We start from the raw sequence: 16,698 nt of genomic DNA on the forward strand, positions 1-16,698 counted from the left end.
CGCCGCTCTTCGCCGGCACCGTCGGGGGGTCGGGATCGGCTACTGATCGGCTTCCTCGACTTCGTCCTCGTCGTGGCCGCGGCCGGGCTGTACGTCCGCGCCAGAACCGCGCCGGAGACCGACGGGGAGACGACCCGTGACGTCCCCACCCGTCCCTGTCGATCGTCGTCGCCGGATCCATCATCGCCGCCACCCTGGTCCTCGCGTTCCTGGCGGCTCGCCGCACGGCGGACGCCGGCGACCACTACGTCGCCGGCCGTCGGGTGTCCGGGCTGGGCAACGGACTGGCGCTGGCCGGCGAGCAGATCTCGTCGGCGGCCCTGCTGGGCATCACCGGAGCGGTCGCACTCACCGGGTTCGCGGGTTTCTACCTCGCGATCGGCATCCCGACCGCGTTCCTGCTCGTCCTGCTCGTGGTGGCCGTCCCGTTGCGCAACTGGGTCGCTTCACCCTGGCCGACGTGGTCGCCTACCGGTTCGAGGGCCGGCTGCTGCGCGGAGGGATCGCCACGACGACGCTGGTCACCAGCGTCATCTACATGACCATCCAGTTCGTCGGGGCCGGCGTGCTGGCGCAGCTGCTGATCGGGGTGCCCTACGAGCTGGCGGTGGTCCTGCTCGCCGTGCTCATGACGGTGTACATGGTGATGGGTGGGATGGTCGCCGCGACCTACATCCAGATCTTCAAGACCGTCCTGCTGCTGGCCACCGTCGCCATCCTGCTGCTGTTCGTCGTCGCCCACTACGACTGGAACCCGCTGGGACCGCTCCGGGTCGCCGCCGAGCGGTTCGGCACCGACGTGGTGAGCGCCCACCCGCTCCCGCTGACGAGCTCCTTGAACAACGTGTCCCTGATGATCGGACCCTGCCTGGGCATCATGGGGCTGCCGCACGTGATGCTGCGCTTCCTCACCACCGGGACGGGCGGGCGGCGCGGACGTCGGACTTCTACGGAATGATCATCTTCTCGGTGTTCTTCCTGCTGCTGCCGGTCTTCGGCTACGCCGCGCTCGACATCGTCGGACGGGAGCAGATCGTCGCCGACAGCCCCGGCGGCAACCTCGCCGTCGCGCGGCTGGCGGAGGTGCTGGGCGGCAACCTGCTGTTCGCGGTGCTGGCGGGTGTCGTCATCGCGACGATCCTCGCGGTGCTCAGCGGCATCGCCATCGCGGCGTCCGGGGCCGCGGCGCACGACCTCTACACCAATGTGATCAAGCGCGGTGAGGTCAGCGCGAAGCAGCAGCTGTTCACGGGTCGCGCGGCCGGCGTGGCGCTCGCCGTGGTGGCGATCCTGCTCGCGTTGGGTGCGCGGAACCTCAACATCGCGTTCCTCGCCAACGTCGCGTTCGCCATCGCCGCCAGCACGCTCACGCCGGTCCTGGTGCTCAGCATCTACTGGCGCGGGTTCAACCGGCTGGGCGCCGAGGTGGCCATCATCGGCGGTCTGCTGATCTCCCTGGTGCTCGTGGCACTCGGACCGGACGTCCTCGGCGCCGACAACGCGATCTTCCCCCTGTCCATCCCCGCGCTGGTCTCGGTCCCCGCGGCGTTCCTGCTCGCCGTGATCGGCAGCGCCGTCGGACGCTCCCGGCCCGGCGTCGCGGGACGTCCCTACGACGAGGTCCGCGCTGCGGCCTTCCCCCGCCGAGCGGACCGCTCGGCCCCTCAGAAGACGGAGAACAACACATGAAGGTCGTCATCTTCGGCGGCGCCGGCGGCATCGGCGCGTCGGTCGCGTTCAACCTCCTGCGCACGGACACCCCCTACGACGTCGTACTGGTCGACTCCCGCCCAACATGATCGTCAGCCACGTCATGGACCTGCAGGACGTGCTCGCCCTGGGCGGGGCCCGCTCGGTCCGCGGGGGCGAACCGGGCGATGCGCTCGACGCCGACGTGGTGGTCCTGAGCGCCGCCGTCCCGCTGCGGCTCAACTCGTCGCGGTCGGTCTTCCTCGCCGAGAACGCCGCAATCCTCGACGGCATCGTGGACCCGCTCGTCGCGGCCGGCTGGGGTGGGATCCTGGTGGTCCTGACCAACCCGGTCGACGCCCTGCTCACGCGCCTGCAGTGGCGGACCGCGCTGGATCCGCGGCGACTCGTCGGCTACACCCTCAACGACGGGTTCCGGATGCGGACGGGCGTCGCCCGGGCGCTCGGGGCCCGGCCCCAGGACGTCGAGGCATGGGTGATCGGGGAGCACGGTGAGGCGCAGGTCCCGCTCTACAGCCGGGTGCGGCTGCACGGAGAGCCGGTGGTCCTGACCGACGCCCAGCGCGGGGTCGTGGACGAGTACATGACCACCTGGTACACGCGGCACGTGGCGCTCGACTCCGGGCGCACCTCCACCTGGAGCACCGGTGCGGGCGCGGCCGCCATGGTCGACGCCATCGCGACCGGATCAAGCGAGGCGTGGCCCGCCGCGGTGGTCCTCGGCGGCCAGTACGGGATCGACGGGGTCGGGGTCGGGGTGCCGACGCGGCTCGGCCCGGGCGGGATCGAGGAGATCCTCGAGTGGGACCTCTCCGACGAGGAGCGGGCAGCCCTGCTGCACGGCGCCGAACGGGTCCGCACCGCCGCGGCGAGCATCGACGACACCACCGGCGCGGCGGCCACCGCCGGTACCGGGAGGACCGCGCGATGACGACCGTCCGTGACGCAGCGCTGGCCGTGCTGCGCCGCCAGGGCGCGACGACACTGTTCGCCAACCCGGGCTCGACCGAGATCTCCTTGCTCACCGACCTACCCGGCGACCTGGAGTTCGTGCTCACGCTGCACGAGGGCTCGGTGGTGGGCATGGCGACCGGGTGGGCGCTCGCGCGACACCGCCCTGCCGTGGCGATCCTGCACACCACGGCAGGCCTCGGCAACGCGGTCGGAGCGCTGGCGACCGCGCGGGTCAACCGGGCGCCGATGGTGGTGGTGGTCGGACAGCAGGACCGTCGCCACCTCGCGTTCGAACCCTTTCTCACCGGACGGCGCCTCGACGAGCTCGTCCGCCCCCATGCGGTGTGGGTGGACGAGCCCGGCCGTGCCCAGGACGTGCCGGGGGCCCTGGCACGGGCCTGGCACGAGGCGGACCTGCATCGCGGCCCCGCGGTGGTGATCGTGCCGATGGACGACTGGGACGCCGAGCACGACGGCGCCGCCGGGGCCGCCCCGGTGCGGTCGCTGCGGCCGGCCGCGGCCGACCCGGCTGCGTGCGACGCGATCGCCGAGCTGATCGCCGGGTCGCGTTCGCCGGCGCTGGTCGCCGGGGCAGGTGCCGACGACGAACGGACGTGGGCGGCGCTGACGGCGCTGGCCGACCGGCTCGCGATGCCCGCGTGGCAGGAGCCGTTCGGGGCGCGGGCGGGCTTTCCCCGGGACCACCCCCGCTTCGCCGGGCACCTGCCGGCCGGGCGGGCCGGAGTGCGCTCCTCCCTGGAGGGGCACGACCTGGTGCTGGTGGTGGGCGCGGCGGCGTTCCGGCAGTACCCCTACGAGGACGGTCCACTCGTCGAGGGCGACACCCGGGTCGTCGTGATCACCGACGACCCGGACGAGGCGCTCCGCAGCCCTGCCGACCTGGCTGTGGTCGCGTCGCCCGCGGCCGTGTGCGCCGAGCTCGCCCGGCGCGTCCCGGCCCGCGACGCCGCACCGTCGGCCGTCCACCGCGCGCGGGTGGTCGAGCCGCCCGCCGCCGGTGCGCCCCTGCGGCCCGAGCACGTGTTCGCCGCGCTCGCAGAACGGCTGCCGCAGCAGGCCGTCGTGGTCGAGGAGACCCCGTCGAGCCGGGCGCTGCTGCACGAGCTCGTGCCGGCACGAGCGCCGCTGGGGTTCCTCAGCGCGGCCATGGGCGGGCTGGGCTTCGGCCTGCCGGCCGCGGTGGGGGTGCGCATGGGTTCCCCGCAGCGGCCCGTCGTGGCGCTGGTCGGCGACGGCTCCTCGCTGTACGGGATCCAGTCCCTGTGGAGCGCAGCCCACTACGACGTCGGAGTGCTCGTGATCGTGTTGTCCAACGGCCGCTACGCGATCATGGACCGGCTCGCCGGGGGGCGCGGCTCGGCCACCGGCACCCCGGGCACGGCCCCGTGGCCGGCGTTCGAGGAGATCAGCATCAGCGGGCTGGGGACCTCGCTCGGCTGCGAGTCACACCGGGTGGTCGACCACGCCGGCCTGCTCGAGGTGCTCGACGAGATCGTGCCGACCCTGGAGCGACGCACGACCCCCCTGGTGCTCGACGTCGCCGTCGCACCGTGAACCGCCCCGCCCCGGTTCCGCCGGACGACCACGACCGAGGTGACAGCATGCGCTTCCTGGAGACCAGCCGCTGGCAGGGACAGATCTACTCCGCGGGGTGGATCGACGGTGGGGCGGGGACCTACCCGGCCGTCGAGCCGGCCACCGGCGCGACCCTGGCCGAGGTGGGCGCGGCATCCGCCGCGGACGTCCGCACGGCGGCGCGGACGGCCGGCGCGGCCCAGCGGGAGTGGGCCGCGCAGCCCTACGACGCCCGTGCCGTGGTGCTGCGGCGGGCGGCGGAGCTGTTCGTCGAGCACGAGGACGAGATCCACGACTGGCTCATCCGCGAGTCCGGGGCGATCCGCCCGTTCGCCGACTTCCAGACGCGGGCCGTCGCCGCCGAGGAGTGCCGCGAGGCGGCCGCACTGGCCGCTCACCCCTACGGCAGGCTCCTGCGGTCGACCCAGCCGCGACTGTCGATGGAGCGGCGACGCCCGGTCGGGGTCGTCGGCGTCATCGCGCCGTTCAACGCCCCCATCATCCTGGCGATCCGGGCCATCGCGCCGGCGCTCGCCCTGGGCAACGCGGTGGTCCTCAAGCCGGACCCCCGCACCGCCGTCAGCGGCGGAGTCGTGTTCGCGCGGGTGTTCGAGGAGGCGGGGCTGCCCCCCGGGCTGCTGCACGTGCTGCCGGGCGGAGCGGACGTCGGTGCGGCGCTGGTCGACGACCCGGAGGTCCCGGTCATCGCCTTCACCGGCTCGACCCGGGCCGGGCAGGCCATCGCCAGGGCCGCGGCGGACCGGCTCAAGCGGGTGCACCTCGAGCTCGGCGGCAACTCCGCCCTGGTCGTACTCGACGACGTCGACCTGGACCGGGCCACCTCGGTCGGGGCGTTCGGCTCGTTCAACCACGCCGGCCAGATCTGCATGGCGTCCAGCCGTCATCTGGTGGCGTCCGGCATCGCGGCGGACTACGCGGCGCTGCTGGCGGAACGGGCCGAGAAGCTTCCCGTCGGCGACCCCGCCTCGGACGCGGTCGCCATCGGCCCGCTGATCGACGCGGGCCAGCGCGACCGGGTGCACGAGATCGTCACCGGCAGTGTGTCGGCCGGGGCACGGGTGCTCGCGGGCGGCAGCTACGAGGACCTGTTCTACCGCCCCACCGTGCTCGGCGACGTGCCCCTGACCGCGCCCGCCTACGCGGACGAGATCTTCGGGCCGGTCGCGCCCGTCGTCCCCTTCGACGACCTCGACGAGGCCGTCCGGCTGGCGGCGGGGACCGGGTACGGCCTCTCGCTGGGGATCCTGACCCGGGACGTGATGAAGGGCCTCGCGCTGGCCGACCGGGTCCCGTCCGGACTGGTCCACATCAACGACCAGACGGTCAACGACGAGGCGGTCGCCCCCTTCGGCGGGGTCGGGGACTCGGGCAACGGATCGCGCCACGGCGGCGCCGAGGCCAACATCGAGGCGTTCACCGAGACCCAGTGGGTCACGGTCCGCGGTGACCTGCCGCAGTACCCGTTCTGAGGACCGGCTCGCGCTCGGCCGGGTAGCCGGAGGACGCACGATGGGGCGGAGTACGGTGCGCCGGTGCGTGGGAACCCGGCGGTGAGAGCCCTCGTCGGGCTGGTGCTGGTGGGCGCCGTCGGATGCGCTCCGTCCGTGCCGGTGCCGCCACCGGCGACCGCTCCGGCGCCGCCGGCACCGCTCCTGTCACCGCTGACCGGGCTGCCCTCCGAGCCCGGAGCGAGAGTGTTCGCCGTGAAGGTCGACAACACCGCGAAGGCGCGCCCGTGGGACGGCGTCGAGTTCGCCGACGTCGTCTACGTCGAGCCGGTCGAGGGCGGCCTCACCCGGCTGCTCGCGGTGTTCGCCTCGCAGCTGCCGGGCTCGGTGGGGCCGGTGCGCAGTGCCCGGGAGACCGACATCGGCGTGCTCGGCGCCTACGGCCGCCCGGCCCTCGTCTTCTCCGGCGCCGCGCCGCCGGTCCTGGACCGGCTCGTCGCCGCGCCGCTGGTCCCGGTCGTGCCCCGTGGGTTCCCGGCGGCGTTCCGGCGTGACGAGCGGCGACCGGCGCCGGTGAACGTCTACGTGGACCTGGCGGACCTCGGCGGCCGGGTACCGGAGGCGGGGCCGGTCCAGGACATCGGCCTGCGCTTCGGGCCGGCGCCGGACGGGGGTGCCCCCGCCCCGGAGCGCACCGTCCGGGTGGGTTCCACCGCCGTCACCGTCACCTGGAGCGCGCCCGACGACGCCTGGACGATCGCGACCGGCGGCGAGCTCGCCGTGGCCGGTCCGGACCGGCGGCCGGTGCGGGCGGACACGGTCGTCGTGCAACGGGTCGGGGTCGTCGAGTCCTCCGTCCGGGACAGCGCCGGCTCGGCCTCCCCGATCGCGCTCACCGTCGGTGCGGGCGATGCCGAGGTCCTGCGTGACGGCCGTTCGTTCCCCGCCCGGTGGTCCCGCCCCGCCGTGGGCGACCCCACCCGTCTGACCGCGCCCGACGGCCGTGAGGTGCCCCTGCACCCGGGGCGGACCTGGGTACTGCTCGTCGCGTAGGCGGTCCGGTCGGGCATCGTGCGGCGTCGTTCCACGGTCGCAGGGCGCAGGTGCCGTGACGGCATCGTCGATCGCAGGGATTCCCGCTGGACGCCGCCCGGGTGACCCGCGTCGTGGCCGTCCCGTCGTACCACGCCGTCTAGCCCGTGCCGTTCCTCCGGTCGTTCGGTCGTTCGGTCGTGCGTTCGAACGAGAACAAACGACCCGAATGGGGGTAATTCGGGTACGGTCCGCGACGCAGCACAGCGGCCGTACGACGGGGGTTCCGACGATGACGACGAACGACAGCGGTCCCGAGCCCGGTACGGCCACGGCGGATCCGCCGGCTCCGGGAGCGGCGACCGCGGCCGACGGCAGAACCCCGCGGGCGACGTGGTCGCTGCGTCTGCTCGGCGTGGCTCTCGCCCTGCTGACGTAATTGCTGCTCGGGGCGGCGCAGGACCTGCCCGCCGAGGCGCGGATGGTCGCGGCGATCGGTGTCCTGATGGCGACGTGGTGGGTCACCGAGGCCATTCCGCTGTCGGCGACCGCGCTGCTGCCGGTGGTGTTGTTCCCCGCGTTCGGGGTGGTGTCGGTCGGGGACCCGATCGTCTTCCTGTTCCTGGGCGGGTTCCTCATCGCGATCGCCATGCAGAAGTGGCACCTGCACCGGCGGATCGCGCTGCTGACGCTGCGGACAGTGGGCACCACACCGACCCGGATCGTGCTCGGCATGATGGTGGCGACGGCGTTCCTGTCGATGTGGGTGTCCAACACCGCGACCACACTGATGATGCTGCCGATCGCGCTGTCGGTCCTGGCGCTGGTCGCCGAGCGTGCCGGGGGCGGCGGCGACGAGGTCCGTCGCGGCGCCCCGCTCAGTGAGACCATCCGCGACCCGGCGGTGCGCTCGTTCGGCATCGGACTGGTCCTCTCCGTGGCGTGGGCCTCGTCCATCGGCGGACTCGGAACGCTGCTGGGCAGCCCGCCGAACGCCATCGTCGCCGGCTACGTCCAGGACGAGCTCGACCGCGACATCAGCTTCGTCGGCTGGATGCAGCTCGGGGTCCCGATCGTCGTGGTGTTCGTGACCGTCGCGTGGTTGCTGATCACCCGGGTGCTGTTCCGGACCACACTGACCGAGATCCCCGGCGGCCGGGAGATGATCGACGAGCAGCTGCGCGAGATGGGCCCGGCCAGCACGGCCGAGAAGCGCGTACTCGCGGTGTTCGCCTCCGCGGCGTTCCTGTGGATCGTGCCGGGCCTGCTCACCGAGTTCGACGCCGTCGACGCCGCGCTGCCGTGGCTCGGCGGGCTCAACGACACCGCGATCGCGATCGCAGCGGGCATCGCGCTGTTCTTCCTGCCGTCGGCGACCACCCCGCCCGACGAGGCCGCGACCGGCCGGCGGGGTGGCGGATACCGGATGCTGCTGGCCTGGCCCGACGCCCAGGCGGGCCTGCCCTGGGGCGTCCTGCTGCTGTTCGGGGGCGGGCTCGCCCTGGCCGGGGCGGTGGCCTCCAGCGGGCTCGACGAGTTCATCGGTACGAGCGTCGCGGGCCTCGGCGTGCTGCCGGTGCTGCTGCTGGTCGCCGCGGTGGTGACGATCGTGCTGTTCCTGACCGAGGTCACCAGCAACACCGCGACGGCGGCGACGTTCATCCCGGTGCTCGGCGGGGTCGCGATCGGCATCGGCGCCGACTCGATGACGCTGCTCATCCCGGCGGCGCTGGCCGCGACCTGCGCGTTCATGCTGCCGGTCGGCACCCCGCCCAACGCCATCGTCTTCGGGTCCGGCGTGGTCACCATCGGTCAGATGGCCCGCGGCGGGCTGCTGCTCAACGTGGTCGGCGTCCTGCTGATCACCGGGTTCGCGTTCCTGCTCGGCGGGTGGGCGCTGGGCCTGCAGTTCTGAGTCGCCTCACCCCGCCCCGGGGCCGGCCGGCGCGGTGATCCCGCGACGGACGGCGTCGGGGTGGGAGTGGGCGAGCAGGTGCCCCGCGTCGGCGACGAACTCGACGCGGGCCCCGAGCAGCATCCGGGCGGGGCGGGTCAGCTCCTCCGCCGGGAAGATCGGGGCGCGGCGGCCGGCCAGGACGACGCACGGGGTGTCGCGCCAGGCGGTGAGGACCGCGTTGGGCAGGGGGGCCGGCGCCAGCGAGCTGCGGGCGTGCTCGGGGACCAGCGTCATCCACTCGACGAGGTGGCGCCGGTCGGGCAGCGGTGCACCGCCGGAGAGGAAGGACAGCACCCGCTCGGTGCGGGCCTCCGTGGGATGCCACAGCCAGGGCAGGGCCGGGCGCAGACTCGCGGTCACCCGCGCGGGCACGAGACCGGCCGGGGCGACGAGGAGGAGCCCGGCGACCGCCGGGCCGGGGCCGGCGCAGAGCGCGACAGCAGCGCCGAGGGACTCACCGACGATCGTCGCCGGCTCGGTCCCGACCGCGGCCAGCACCTCGTCGATCCAGGCGCGGTACCGGCCGACGAGATCGTCGGCGGGCCTCTCGCCGTGGCTGAGTCCGGGCTGTCCGGGGACGTCCACGGCCGTGACCCGGTGGTCGGCGGCCAGAGCCCGCACGACGTACGCCGATGCTGCGACGCCGAAGGTCGTACCGGGCAGGAGCACCACGGCCGGCCCGGAGCCGACGGTCGTGAGGTGGGTCGCCCCCAAGGGGGTGTCGATCCACCGGCAACGCGCGTCGGGCAGCAGCCGGCTGATCTGCAGGCTGCTCCAGTCGCGCAGCAGGGCACGGCCGGGTTCGGAGCGGTAGATGTCCATCGCGGGGCTGCCCTTCGTCGAGCGTGCGTGTTCTGCTCGCCGACCAGGCTTCCCGGCACACCGAGGCCACCGTAGGCACGTCGAGTCGCGTGGGTGAACGAGGGGCCCGTAAAGATCGCGCAAAGACAGTGCTCACGGATCGTCGCCGCAATTTTTTCGCCATGCAGCGAGAACGGTGGCGTGGATCGCATCCGTCCCGCGCGACGACAGCCGCAAGAATCGCGTATTCTCTGGGCGTGATTACTCGATGCGCCAACCGGGCCCTGCAGTGGCTCGTGCCGCATCCGGGCACCAATGGTCATCCCTCGTCGTGGGGAGCCATCCTCGCCGGCGTCGCTCCCGACGCCTGAGCTCGCGACTCCGCACCGACAGGCGGCATGTTGCCGCGACCTGACCGCATGCGCAGCATCGCGGTGCGCGGGTTGCAATGTTTCGACACGTCGGCGATTCCCATTTCGGGTTTCGTCTGATACTTGTGCCCGAAATTCGCGCGAGGAGCTCTTTCTCCGATGTCGTTGTTCTGTGTTCTGGCGGCCCTGTGGCTGCTCGTTCCCTCGGTCGCGGTACTCGCGAACCGGGTCGGGGCGCGCGGCGGATGGCTCGCCGTCGTGGTGCTCACGGCTCTGACCTCCGTCGTCGCCGCCCGCGGACCCGGCACGCGCACCGAGGCGGTGCCGTGGATCCCCTCGCTGGAGATCGCGCTGCGGCTGCGGGTGGACGGGCTCGGCTGGCTGTTCGCCCTGCTCGTCCTCGGAGTCGGCGCGGTGGTGCTGGCGTACTCGACCTCCTATGTCACCGAGGAGCGGGCGGGCGGCTTCTTCGCGCTGATGACCGCGTTCGCCGCGGCGATGCTGACCCTGGTCCTCGCCGACGACCTGGTCGTGCTGTTCGTGGCGTGGGAGATCACCACCCTCTGCTCCTATCTGCTGATCCTGCGGGTGGGATCTGCGGGGCGAGCACCGGCGGCACGGACGTTGCTGGTGACCGTCGCCGGCGGCCTGGCGCTGCTGGGTGCGGTGTGCGCGATCGTGGTGCGGACCGGGACCACGCAGCTGTCGGCCGCGCTCGCCGACCCGGCCTGGACGCAGGATCCGGTGTTCGCCGGTGTCGTCGCCGTCCTGGTCGCCGTGGCCGCGATGACCAAGGCGGCGCAGTTCCCGTTCCACTCGTGGCTGCCCGACGCCATGGTCGCCCCGGCACCCGTCAGCGCCTACCTGCACGCGGCGGCGATGGTCAAGGCCGGCATCTACCTGCTGATGCGCTTCGCCGGCGCGGCGTCGTCGTCGCCGCTGTGGCCATGGCTGCTGGTCACGGTCGGCGTGGTGACGGCGCTGCTGGGCGGCGTGTTCGCGTTGCAGCGGAGCGATCTCAAGGAGATGCTCGCGTACTCCACGATCAGCCAGCTCGGTCTGCTCGTGGCCGTCATCGGCGTCGGGACCGCGACCGCGCTGCTGGCCGCCAGCGCCCACGTCGTCGCGCACGCCCTGTTCAAGTCCGCCGGCTTCATGACCGTGGGTCTGGTGGAGCGCCGTGCCGGGACCCGCGACCTGCGTGAGTTGCGCGGCCTGTTCCGGTCGATGCCCTGGACCGCCACGATGATCGCCCTGATCGCCCTGAGCATGGCGGGCGTACCGGTGACGCTGGGCTTCGTGTCCAAGGAGTACGTCCTCGACGCCGCCCTGTCCGGGGACGGGGGCGCGGCACTGCTCGCTGCCGTCGGGCTCGGCGCCGCCGCGGTGCTGACCGTCGCCTACAGCGCACGGATGGTGTTCCCCGTGTTGTTCGGGTCGACGACCGCGCTCGGTCCCCCCGGCGGTGCACGGACGATGGCCGGGGCGGTCACCGTCACCGCGCTCGCCGGTGCCCTGCTCGGGCCGGCGGTCTCGCTGCTCGACGGCCCGCTGCGGTCGTCGGCGGCAGCGGCTCTCGGGGTGGCCCCGGCGGCGGTCCCGGTCATCTCCGTGTGGCACGGCGTCACCCCGGCGCTGGTGGTCTCGGCGATCGCCATCGCCCTGGGGACAGTGGTGGCCGTCGCTCACCGGTGGGTGGACCGGGCACTGGACCGGGCGCTGTTCCCGGTCACCGGCGTGGCGGTCGTGGAGCGGCTGCGCAGCGGTGTCGTCGACCTGGGCCGGGCCACCGGCCGCCCCTACCGTGGTGACGCCCCTGCCCGGCACCTGCTCGTCCCCCTCCTGCTGGTTGCGGCCGGCGGCGGCGGGGCTGTCGCGGCGCAGACCGGCGGACTCGCTGCAGCGCCGGGCACGTCGCGTCCGTGGGACGTGTTCCTGCTCCTGCTCACCGCGGGTGGGATCGTCGCGGTCCTCGCGGCCCGCACCCGCCTCGCCGCCGTCGTCGCGTCCGGGGTGATCGGCTTCGCGGTCGCCATGTGGTTCTACGAGCTCGGTGCCGCCGACGTCGCGCTGACCCAGCTGCTGGTCGAGGTGCTGACCGTGGCCGTGATCGTGCTGGTGCTGCGTCGCCTGCCCGCGCCCTTCGCCGCCCGCAGCGCACACCGCGGGCGGGCACGGCGGGCCCTGCGGATCGTGCTGGCAGCAGGGGCGGGGGGCGCCGCGACACTCGCCACCCTCGCGCTGACCGGGTGGCGTGCCCCGTCGCCGGCAGCGGAGTGGTTCCTGGCCGAGGCCGAGGACCGGACCGGTGGCACCAACGTGGTCAACACGATCCTGGTCGACTTCCGCGCCCTGGACACCTTCGGCGAACTCGTCGTGCTGGTGCTGGCCGCACTCGTCGTCGCCGTCCTGCTCGACGCACGCCGTCCGCAGCCGGTCCGCGAGGCCGAGGGCGTCGCCACCGCTGCGCCGGTACGTGATCCGGAGGCGAACGCGGTGTTCCTCGCGGCTGCGGCGAAGGTGCTGGTGCCCGTGCTCCTGGTCGCCTCCGTACTCGTCCTCCTGCGTGGGCACAACGCCCCCGGCGGGGGTTTCATCGGTGCCCTGCTCGGCGCCGCCGCCCTGGTCCTGGCCTACCTCGCCGCCCCGTCGGACTCCTCCGGCCGGGTGCGGCTGCCGTTCCTGCTCGTCGCCGGGGCCGGTGCCGTGGTGGCCGCCGTCGTCGGTCTGCTCGGCCTGGCCGACGGGTCCTTCCTCCGGCCCCTGCACATGGACGTTCTCGGCGTGCACCTCACGACCGCCCTGGTCTTCGACGTCGGGGTCTACCTCGCCGTGCTCGGCGTCGTCGTCGCAGCCCTCAACCTGCTCGGCACCCCGGGGGCCGGCGCACCGGGCATCCATCCACATCCCGGCCGGTCCACACCCGGACAGCACACCGAATCCGATGACCGGCACGACCCGATGCCGGAGGAGGCCCTCCGATGATGCTCGCCCTGACGATCGGCGCCCTCGTGTCCGGCGCCGCCTACCTGCTCCTCGACCGCAGCTACCTCCGCTCCGTACTGGGGTTCCTCATGCTCGGCCATGCCGTCAACCTCGTCCTGTTCTCCGCGGGCGGTGTCCGGCGTCGCGGCGAGCCGCTGGAGGGCACCGACGCCGTGTCCGCCGCGGATCCGCTCCCGCAGGCGTTCGCGCTCACCGCGATCGTGATCGCCTTCGCCGTCACCGTCGTCATGCTCGTCCTCGCCGTGACCGGCCGGTCGGGCGACGACACCACCCTCGATGCCGGGGACCCCGCTCACCCGTCCGGTGACGGCGACACGCGGGACGGCGCCGCAGACGACGACCACACCGGTGCGTCCGGCAACGGTGCGGCGCCGGCGCGGGCGGAGGTCACGCGATGACCGCATCCCTGCTGCCGCTGCTCGCCGGCCTGCCGCTGCTGGCCGCCGGCGCCACCGCTCCGGCCCGGACCGGGGCCCGCTGGGCGTACACCGTCCTGCTCGTCACGCTCACGGCCAACGTCGCCGCCGGCGTCGCGCTGGTCGTCGCCACCTCCGACGGGACCGTGCTGTCCGAGCAGGTCGGCGGCTGGCCCGGCGGGATCTCGATCCCGTTCGTCGCCGACACCCTGGCCGCGTTGATGCTGACGGTCACGGCGCTGCTCGCCCTGCTGTGCACCGTGTTCGCACTCATGACCGCCGTCGGCGGCGCCAGGTTGTTCATCCCCCTGGTCCTCGCGCTGGTCGGTGGGGTCAACGGCGCACTGCTCACTGCGGACCTGTTCAACCTGTTCGTCTTCATCGAGGTCATGCTGCTGCCCAGCTTCGGGCTCCTCGTCCTCGCCCGTACCGGGCGAGGCACCCTGGGGCAGGTCACCGGCACGCGGCTCTACGTGGCGTTCAACCTGTTCGTGTCCACCCTGTTCCTCGCCGGCGTCGCGCTCGTCTACGGCACGGCCGGAACGGTCAACCTCGGCGAACTCGCCGGCGCGGCACGGGAGTCGACCACCGTCGCCGTCGCCGCGGGCCTCTGCCTGGCCGCACTGGCCATGAAGGCGGCGGTCGTGCCCGTGCACGGCTGGCTCGCCCGCGCGTACCCCGCCACCACACCCGCGGTCACCGCTCTGTTCTCCGGGCTGCACACCAAGGTCGCGGTGTACGCGATCTACCGGATCTACGCGGTCGTGTTCGACGGCGACACCCGGTGGCTGTGGTTGGGGGTCGTCGTGTTCAGCGCGACGATGCTCGTGGGGGTGCTCGGCGCGGTCGGGGAGACCACGATGCGCTCCATCCTGGCGTTCCACATGGTCAGCCAGATCGGTTACATCCTGCTCGGCGTCGCCCTGTTCACCCCGCTCGGACTGGCCGCGGGCATCTTCTACCTGCTGCACCACATGATCGTGAAAGCGGCGCTGTTCCTGTCCGCCGGCGCGGTCGAGGAGCGGCACGGCACCGGCGCGCTGGACCGGATTCGCGGTGTCGCGCGCCGCGACCCGCTGCTCGTCGCCGTCTTCGGCCTGGCCGCGCTGTCCCTGGCCGGGATCCCACCGTTCTCCGGGTTCGTCGCCAAGCTGACCCTCATCCTGGCCGCGCTCGACGCGGATCAGGTCGCCGCGGCCGTCGTGGCGATCGTGGTCAGCCTGCTCACCCTCCTGTCGATGATCAAGGTCTGGACCGCGCTGGTCCGGCGATCCGACGAGGACGACCAGGACGGGAGCGGTGGCGGCACCGGCGTCCTGGCGCCGACCGTCCCCCGCGTCGGTATCCGGCTCACCCTTCCCGCCCTCGTCCTGGCCGCGGTCACCCTCGGTCTGGGGCTCGGCGCAGAACTGCTCTACGGGCTCTCGGCCACGGCGGCCGCCGGCCTGCTCGAGACCGACACCTATGTGGAGGCGGTACTCACCTCATGACCGACATCCTCACCCGCCCACTACGCGTCGTGGCGTTCCTGACCTGGTTCGCCGGGCAGATCGCCCGCTCCGCGCGCGACGTCCTCGGAGACGTCCTCACTCCCGGCTCCTCGGCCACCCCGCGTCTGGTCCGGCTGCCGTTGACCGGCGGCAGCCGGACCACGGCCGCGGCTCTCGGAGCTCTGATCACCATGACACCGGGCACCCTGACCCTCGGCGTCGTCGACGGTCAGGACGTCCTGCTCGTGCACTCCATGCACCACGCCGACGACGGCATGGCACTCACCGCACTGCACGACCTGCAGGCCCGGCTCCTGCACGCCCTGGGCCGCAGCGAGGGGCACACGTGATCGGCATCGACATCGCCCTGGCCCTCTGCGGTCTGGTCGCCCTGCTCGCCGTGATCCGCATCGTGCGCGGGCCCGACCGCGGATCCCGGGTCGTCGGCGCTGAGCTGCTCACCGTCGCCGTCGTCGCGATGATCGCTCTCGGTGGTGTCCGGACCGCCAGTACATCGACGTTCGACATCGTCCTGGTCGCCACCATGGTCGCGTTCCTCGCCACCGTCTCCTTCGCCCGTGCCCTCACCGGAGGTGCCCGATGACCGTGTTCGGACAGATCCTCACCGTGTCGGGCGCACTGGTCCTGCTGCTCGCCGCGGTCGGGCTGCTGCGCTTCGGCGACGTCTACATGCGGGCATCCGCCGTCGCCACCGCCACCGGCGGCGGCATCACCCTCGTGCTCGTCGGCGCGTTCCTGGTCTCCCCCGGTGTGGCCGACGGCCTCATGGTCCTGCTCGCCGTCGTCCTGCAGCTGGTGACCTCCGCCGTCGGCGGCGTTCTGCTGGCGCGCTCCGCGGTCCTGACCGGGCACCGGTTCCGCCCCGACACCGCGTCGACCGCCTTGGCCGGCCCGGCCCGGCCCGGAGACGACCCGTGCTGATGAGCCGGCCCTCGTGGTGGTCACGCAACGGCGGACTGCTCGTTCTCCTCGCCGCGATCCTGCTGATCGCGCTCGTCGCAGCCGTGCTCCGGCTGTGGATCGGCCCGCCGGGACCCTATGACGGTGAGCTCCTCGTCAGCCTCGTCAGTGCCGAAGCGGCAGCGCTCATCCTCGTCCTCCGGCACGTACGTACCGACCGGCGGCACACGATGACCGGACGACGAACGCAGTCGGGGTGCCCGCCTTCCGAGCGGGGCCTCGTCGACCCGGAGCCCACAGCGTGTGCCACGGGCGAGGCGGACCCCGGGGTGACGGTCCTCGTCGGCTCCAGCGGCGGAGGCGCTCGTGGTGCCGGGTGACGAGCCGCCTTGCCGTTGTGCGGGAGTGGCCTGATCTCGACGGTTGTCGTCCGTCCAGCCACTAGAGTTCGCGGAAGGCGGTCCTCGATGCTGGGCTGCTCGACGTGCGAAGGCGTGTGTCGCTCGCGGCTCGGGTCGCAGGCAGACGTTCTGGAAGGAGCGTGTTCTCCATGCCGACGGGCGCCCGGGTCGATGGGTTCACCCTGAGCTTCGACCGTCTGGGATCGGTGGGTCGGACGCCGGTGGTCCTGCTTCATGGTTGGCCTGGGGACCGGACGGACATGGCGTCCGTCGCCGAGAGGCTGGGGGACGAGTTCGACGTCGTCGTGCCGGACCTGCGCGGTTTCGGCGCCTCGGACAAGCACCTCCGCGACCCCGGCGACCACTACAGCCTGGTGGCCCAGGCCCGCAGCGTCACGGGACTGATGGAGGAGTTGGGGCTCTCCCGAGTCGTGCTGGGCGGTTACGACATCGGCAGCAGGGTCGGTCAGCAGATCGCGAAGGACAGGCCCGACCTGCTCAGCGCCATGGTCATCACGCCACCAGCTCCGGGCGTCGGTCACGCATTCTCAGCGAAGATCCGTTTCGCGAGTTC

General features: G+C 73.0%; 15 protein-coding genes and 1 pseudogene. 14 read left to right on the forward strand and 2 right to left on the reverse strand.

The annotated features are described in order from the left end of the window. Positions 1 to 263 precede the first annotated feature (263 nt). From KPL60_RS33450 to KPL60_RS02605, 7 genes and pseudogenes are all read left to right on the forward strand, one after another. A pseudogene (locus KPL60_RS33450) lies at positions 264 to 958 on the forward strand (hypothetical protein). Next, positions 955 to 1,689, forward strand: a complete 735-nt coding sequence (locus KPL60_RS33455; RefSeq protein ID WP_255655260.1) for a hypothetical protein — start codon at positions 955 to 957, stop codon at positions 1,687 to 1,689. The pseudogene KPL60_RS33450 and the gene KPL60_RS33455 overlap by 4 nt, the downstream one beginning before the upstream one ends. 106 nt (positions 1,690 to 1,795) lie before the next feature. Continuing rightward, positions 1,796 to 2,641, forward strand: coding sequence for a malate dehydrogenase (locus tag KPL60_RS02585; protein ID WP_226364768.1), 846 nt, complete (start codon positions 1,796 to 1,798; stop codon positions 2,639 to 2,641). Further along, entirely contained in the window at positions 2,638 to 4,239 is a 1,602-nt protein-coding gene (locus KPL60_RS02590) for a thiamine pyrophosphate-binding protein (RefSeq protein ID WP_226364769.1), read from the forward strand. Before KPL60_RS02585 ends, KPL60_RS02590 begins: the two co-directional genes overlap by 4 nt. Positions 4,240 to 4,286: 47 nt before the next feature. Next, positions 4,287 to 5,750 carry an aldehyde dehydrogenase family protein gene (locus KPL60_RS02595; protein ID WP_226364770.1) on the forward strand — a complete coding sequence of 488 codons (1,464 nt, stop codon included), beginning with the start codon at positions 4,287 to 4,289 and terminating at the stop codon, positions 5,748 to 5,750. 63 nt (positions 5,751 to 5,813) lie between these two features. Continuing rightward, on the forward strand, positions 5,814 to 6,782 hold the full coding sequence (locus KPL60_RS02600; RefSeq protein WP_226364771.1) for a DUF3048 domain-containing protein: 969 nt from the start codon (positions 5,814 to 5,816) through the stop codon (positions 6,780 to 6,782). A 418-nt stretch (positions 6,783 to 7,200) separates the two neighbouring features. Further along, complete coding sequence (locus KPL60_RS02605) at positions 7,201 to 8,676, forward strand: SLC13 family permease (RefSeq protein WP_226364772.1); 1,476 nt, start codon at positions 7,201 to 7,203, stop codon at positions 8,674 to 8,676. A 6-nt stretch (positions 8,677 to 8,682) separates the two neighbouring features. Here the strand turns inward: KPL60_RS02605 and KPL60_RS02610 are convergent, their stop codons facing one another. Next, complete coding sequence (locus KPL60_RS02610; RefSeq protein WP_226364773.1) at positions 8,683 to 9,540, reverse strand: alpha/beta fold hydrolase; 858 nt, start codon at positions 9,538 to 9,540, stop codon at positions 8,683 to 8,685. A gap of 509 nt (positions 9,541 to 10,049) precedes the next feature. On the opposite strand from KPL60_RS02610, the gene mbhE reads away from it, so the two are divergent. Genes mbhE through KPL60_RS02640 form a run of 6 tightly spaced genes read left to right on the forward strand, consistent with a single transcriptional unit; the run spans position 10,050 to position 15,744 of the window. Then, a complete protein-coding gene (mbhE, locus tag KPL60_RS02615) occupies positions 10,050 to 12,875 on the forward strand; it encodes a hydrogen gas-evolving membrane-bound hydrogenase subunit E (protein WP_226364774.1) in 2,826 nt (941 codons plus the stop codon). Further along, a complete protein-coding gene (locus KPL60_RS02620) occupies positions 12,872 to 13,294 on the forward strand; it encodes a sodium:proton antiporter (RefSeq protein ID WP_226364775.1) in 423 nt (140 codons plus the stop codon). The genes mbhE and KPL60_RS02620 overlap by 4 nt, the downstream gene beginning before the upstream one ends. Then, a complete protein-coding gene (locus KPL60_RS02625) occupies positions 13,291 to 14,802 on the forward strand; it encodes a monovalent cation/H+ antiporter subunit D family protein (RefSeq protein ID WP_226364776.1) in 1,512 nt (503 codons plus the stop codon). The genes KPL60_RS02620 and KPL60_RS02625 overlap by 4 nt, the downstream gene beginning before the upstream one ends. After that, a complete protein-coding gene (locus KPL60_RS02630; protein ID WP_226364777.1) occupies positions 14,799 to 15,152 on the forward strand; it encodes a Na+/H+ antiporter subunit E in 354 nt (117 codons plus the stop codon). The genes KPL60_RS02625 and KPL60_RS02630 overlap by 4 nt, the downstream gene beginning before the upstream one ends. Further along, positions 15,149 to 15,406: a monovalent cation/H+ antiporter complex subunit F gene (locus KPL60_RS02635; protein ID WP_226364778.1), complete on the forward strand. Its 258-nt coding sequence runs from the start codon at positions 15,149 to 15,151 to the stop codon at positions 15,404 to 15,406. The genes KPL60_RS02630 and KPL60_RS02635 overlap by 4 nt, the downstream gene beginning before the upstream one ends. Beyond that, complete coding sequence (locus KPL60_RS02640) at positions 15,403 to 15,744, forward strand: monovalent cation/H(+) antiporter subunit G (RefSeq protein ID WP_226364779.1); 342 nt, start codon at positions 15,403 to 15,405, stop codon at positions 15,742 to 15,744. Before KPL60_RS02635 ends, KPL60_RS02640 begins: the two co-directional genes overlap by 4 nt. A 20-nt stretch (positions 15,745 to 15,764) precedes the next feature. On the opposite strand, the gene KPL60_RS02645 is transcribed toward KPL60_RS02640, so the two are convergent. After that, complete coding sequence (locus KPL60_RS02645; RefSeq protein ID WP_226364780.1) at positions 15,765 to 15,929, reverse strand: hypothetical protein; 165 nt, start codon at positions 15,927 to 15,929, stop codon at positions 15,765 to 15,767. A 344-nt stretch (positions 15,930 to 16,273) separates the two neighbouring features. Between KPL60_RS02645 and KPL60_RS02650 the strand changes: the two genes are divergently transcribed. After that, the coding region (locus tag KPL60_RS02650) for an alpha/beta fold hydrolase (protein ID WP_226364781.1) at positions 16,274 to 16,698 on the forward strand (425 nt) is incomplete at its 3' end.

Origin of the sequence: Pseudonocardia sp. ICBG162, assembly GCF_020496225.1 — a bacterium.
In the GTDB taxonomy this organism is placed as follows: Bacteria; Actinomycetota; Actinomycetes; order Mycobacteriales; family Pseudonocardiaceae; genus Pseudonocardia; species Pseudonocardia alni.

Coding starts and splice junctions, on each gene's coding strand:
- KPL60_RS33455 (WP_255655260.1), top strand. CDS start 955: ATGATCATCTTCTCGGTGTTCTTCCTGCTGCTGCCGGTCTTCGGCTAC.
- KPL60_RS02585 (WP_226364768.1), top strand. CDS start 1,796: ATGATCGTCAGCCACGTCATGGACCTGCAGGACGTGCTCGCCCTGGGC.
- KPL60_RS02590 (WP_226364769.1), top strand. CDS start 2,638: ATGACGACCGTCCGTGACGCAGCGCTGGCCGTGCTGCGCCGCCAGGGC.
- KPL60_RS02595 (WP_226364770.1), top strand. CDS start 4,287: ATGCGCTTCCTGGAGACCAGCCGCTGGCAGGGACAGATCTACTCCGCG.
- KPL60_RS02610 (WP_226364773.1), bottom strand. CDS start 9,540: ATGGACATCTACCGCTCCGAACCCGGCCGTGCCCTGCTGCGCGACTGG.
- mbhE (WP_226364774.1), top strand. CDS start 10,050: ATGTCGTTGTTCTGTGTTCTGGCGGCCCTGTGGCTGCTCGTTCCCTCG.
- KPL60_RS02620 (WP_226364775.1), top strand. CDS start 12,872: ATGATGCTCGCCCTGACGATCGGCGCCCTCGTGTCCGGCGCCGCCTAC.
- KPL60_RS02625 (WP_226364776.1), top strand. CDS start 13,291: ATGACCGCATCCCTGCTGCCGCTGCTCGCCGGCCTGCCGCTGCTGGCC.
- KPL60_RS02630 (WP_226364777.1), top strand. CDS start 14,799: ATGACCGACATCCTCACCCGCCCACTACGCGTCGTGGCGTTCCTGACC.
- KPL60_RS02640 (WP_226364779.1), top strand. CDS start 15,403: ATGACCGTGTTCGGACAGATCCTCACCGTGTCGGGCGCACTGGTCCTG.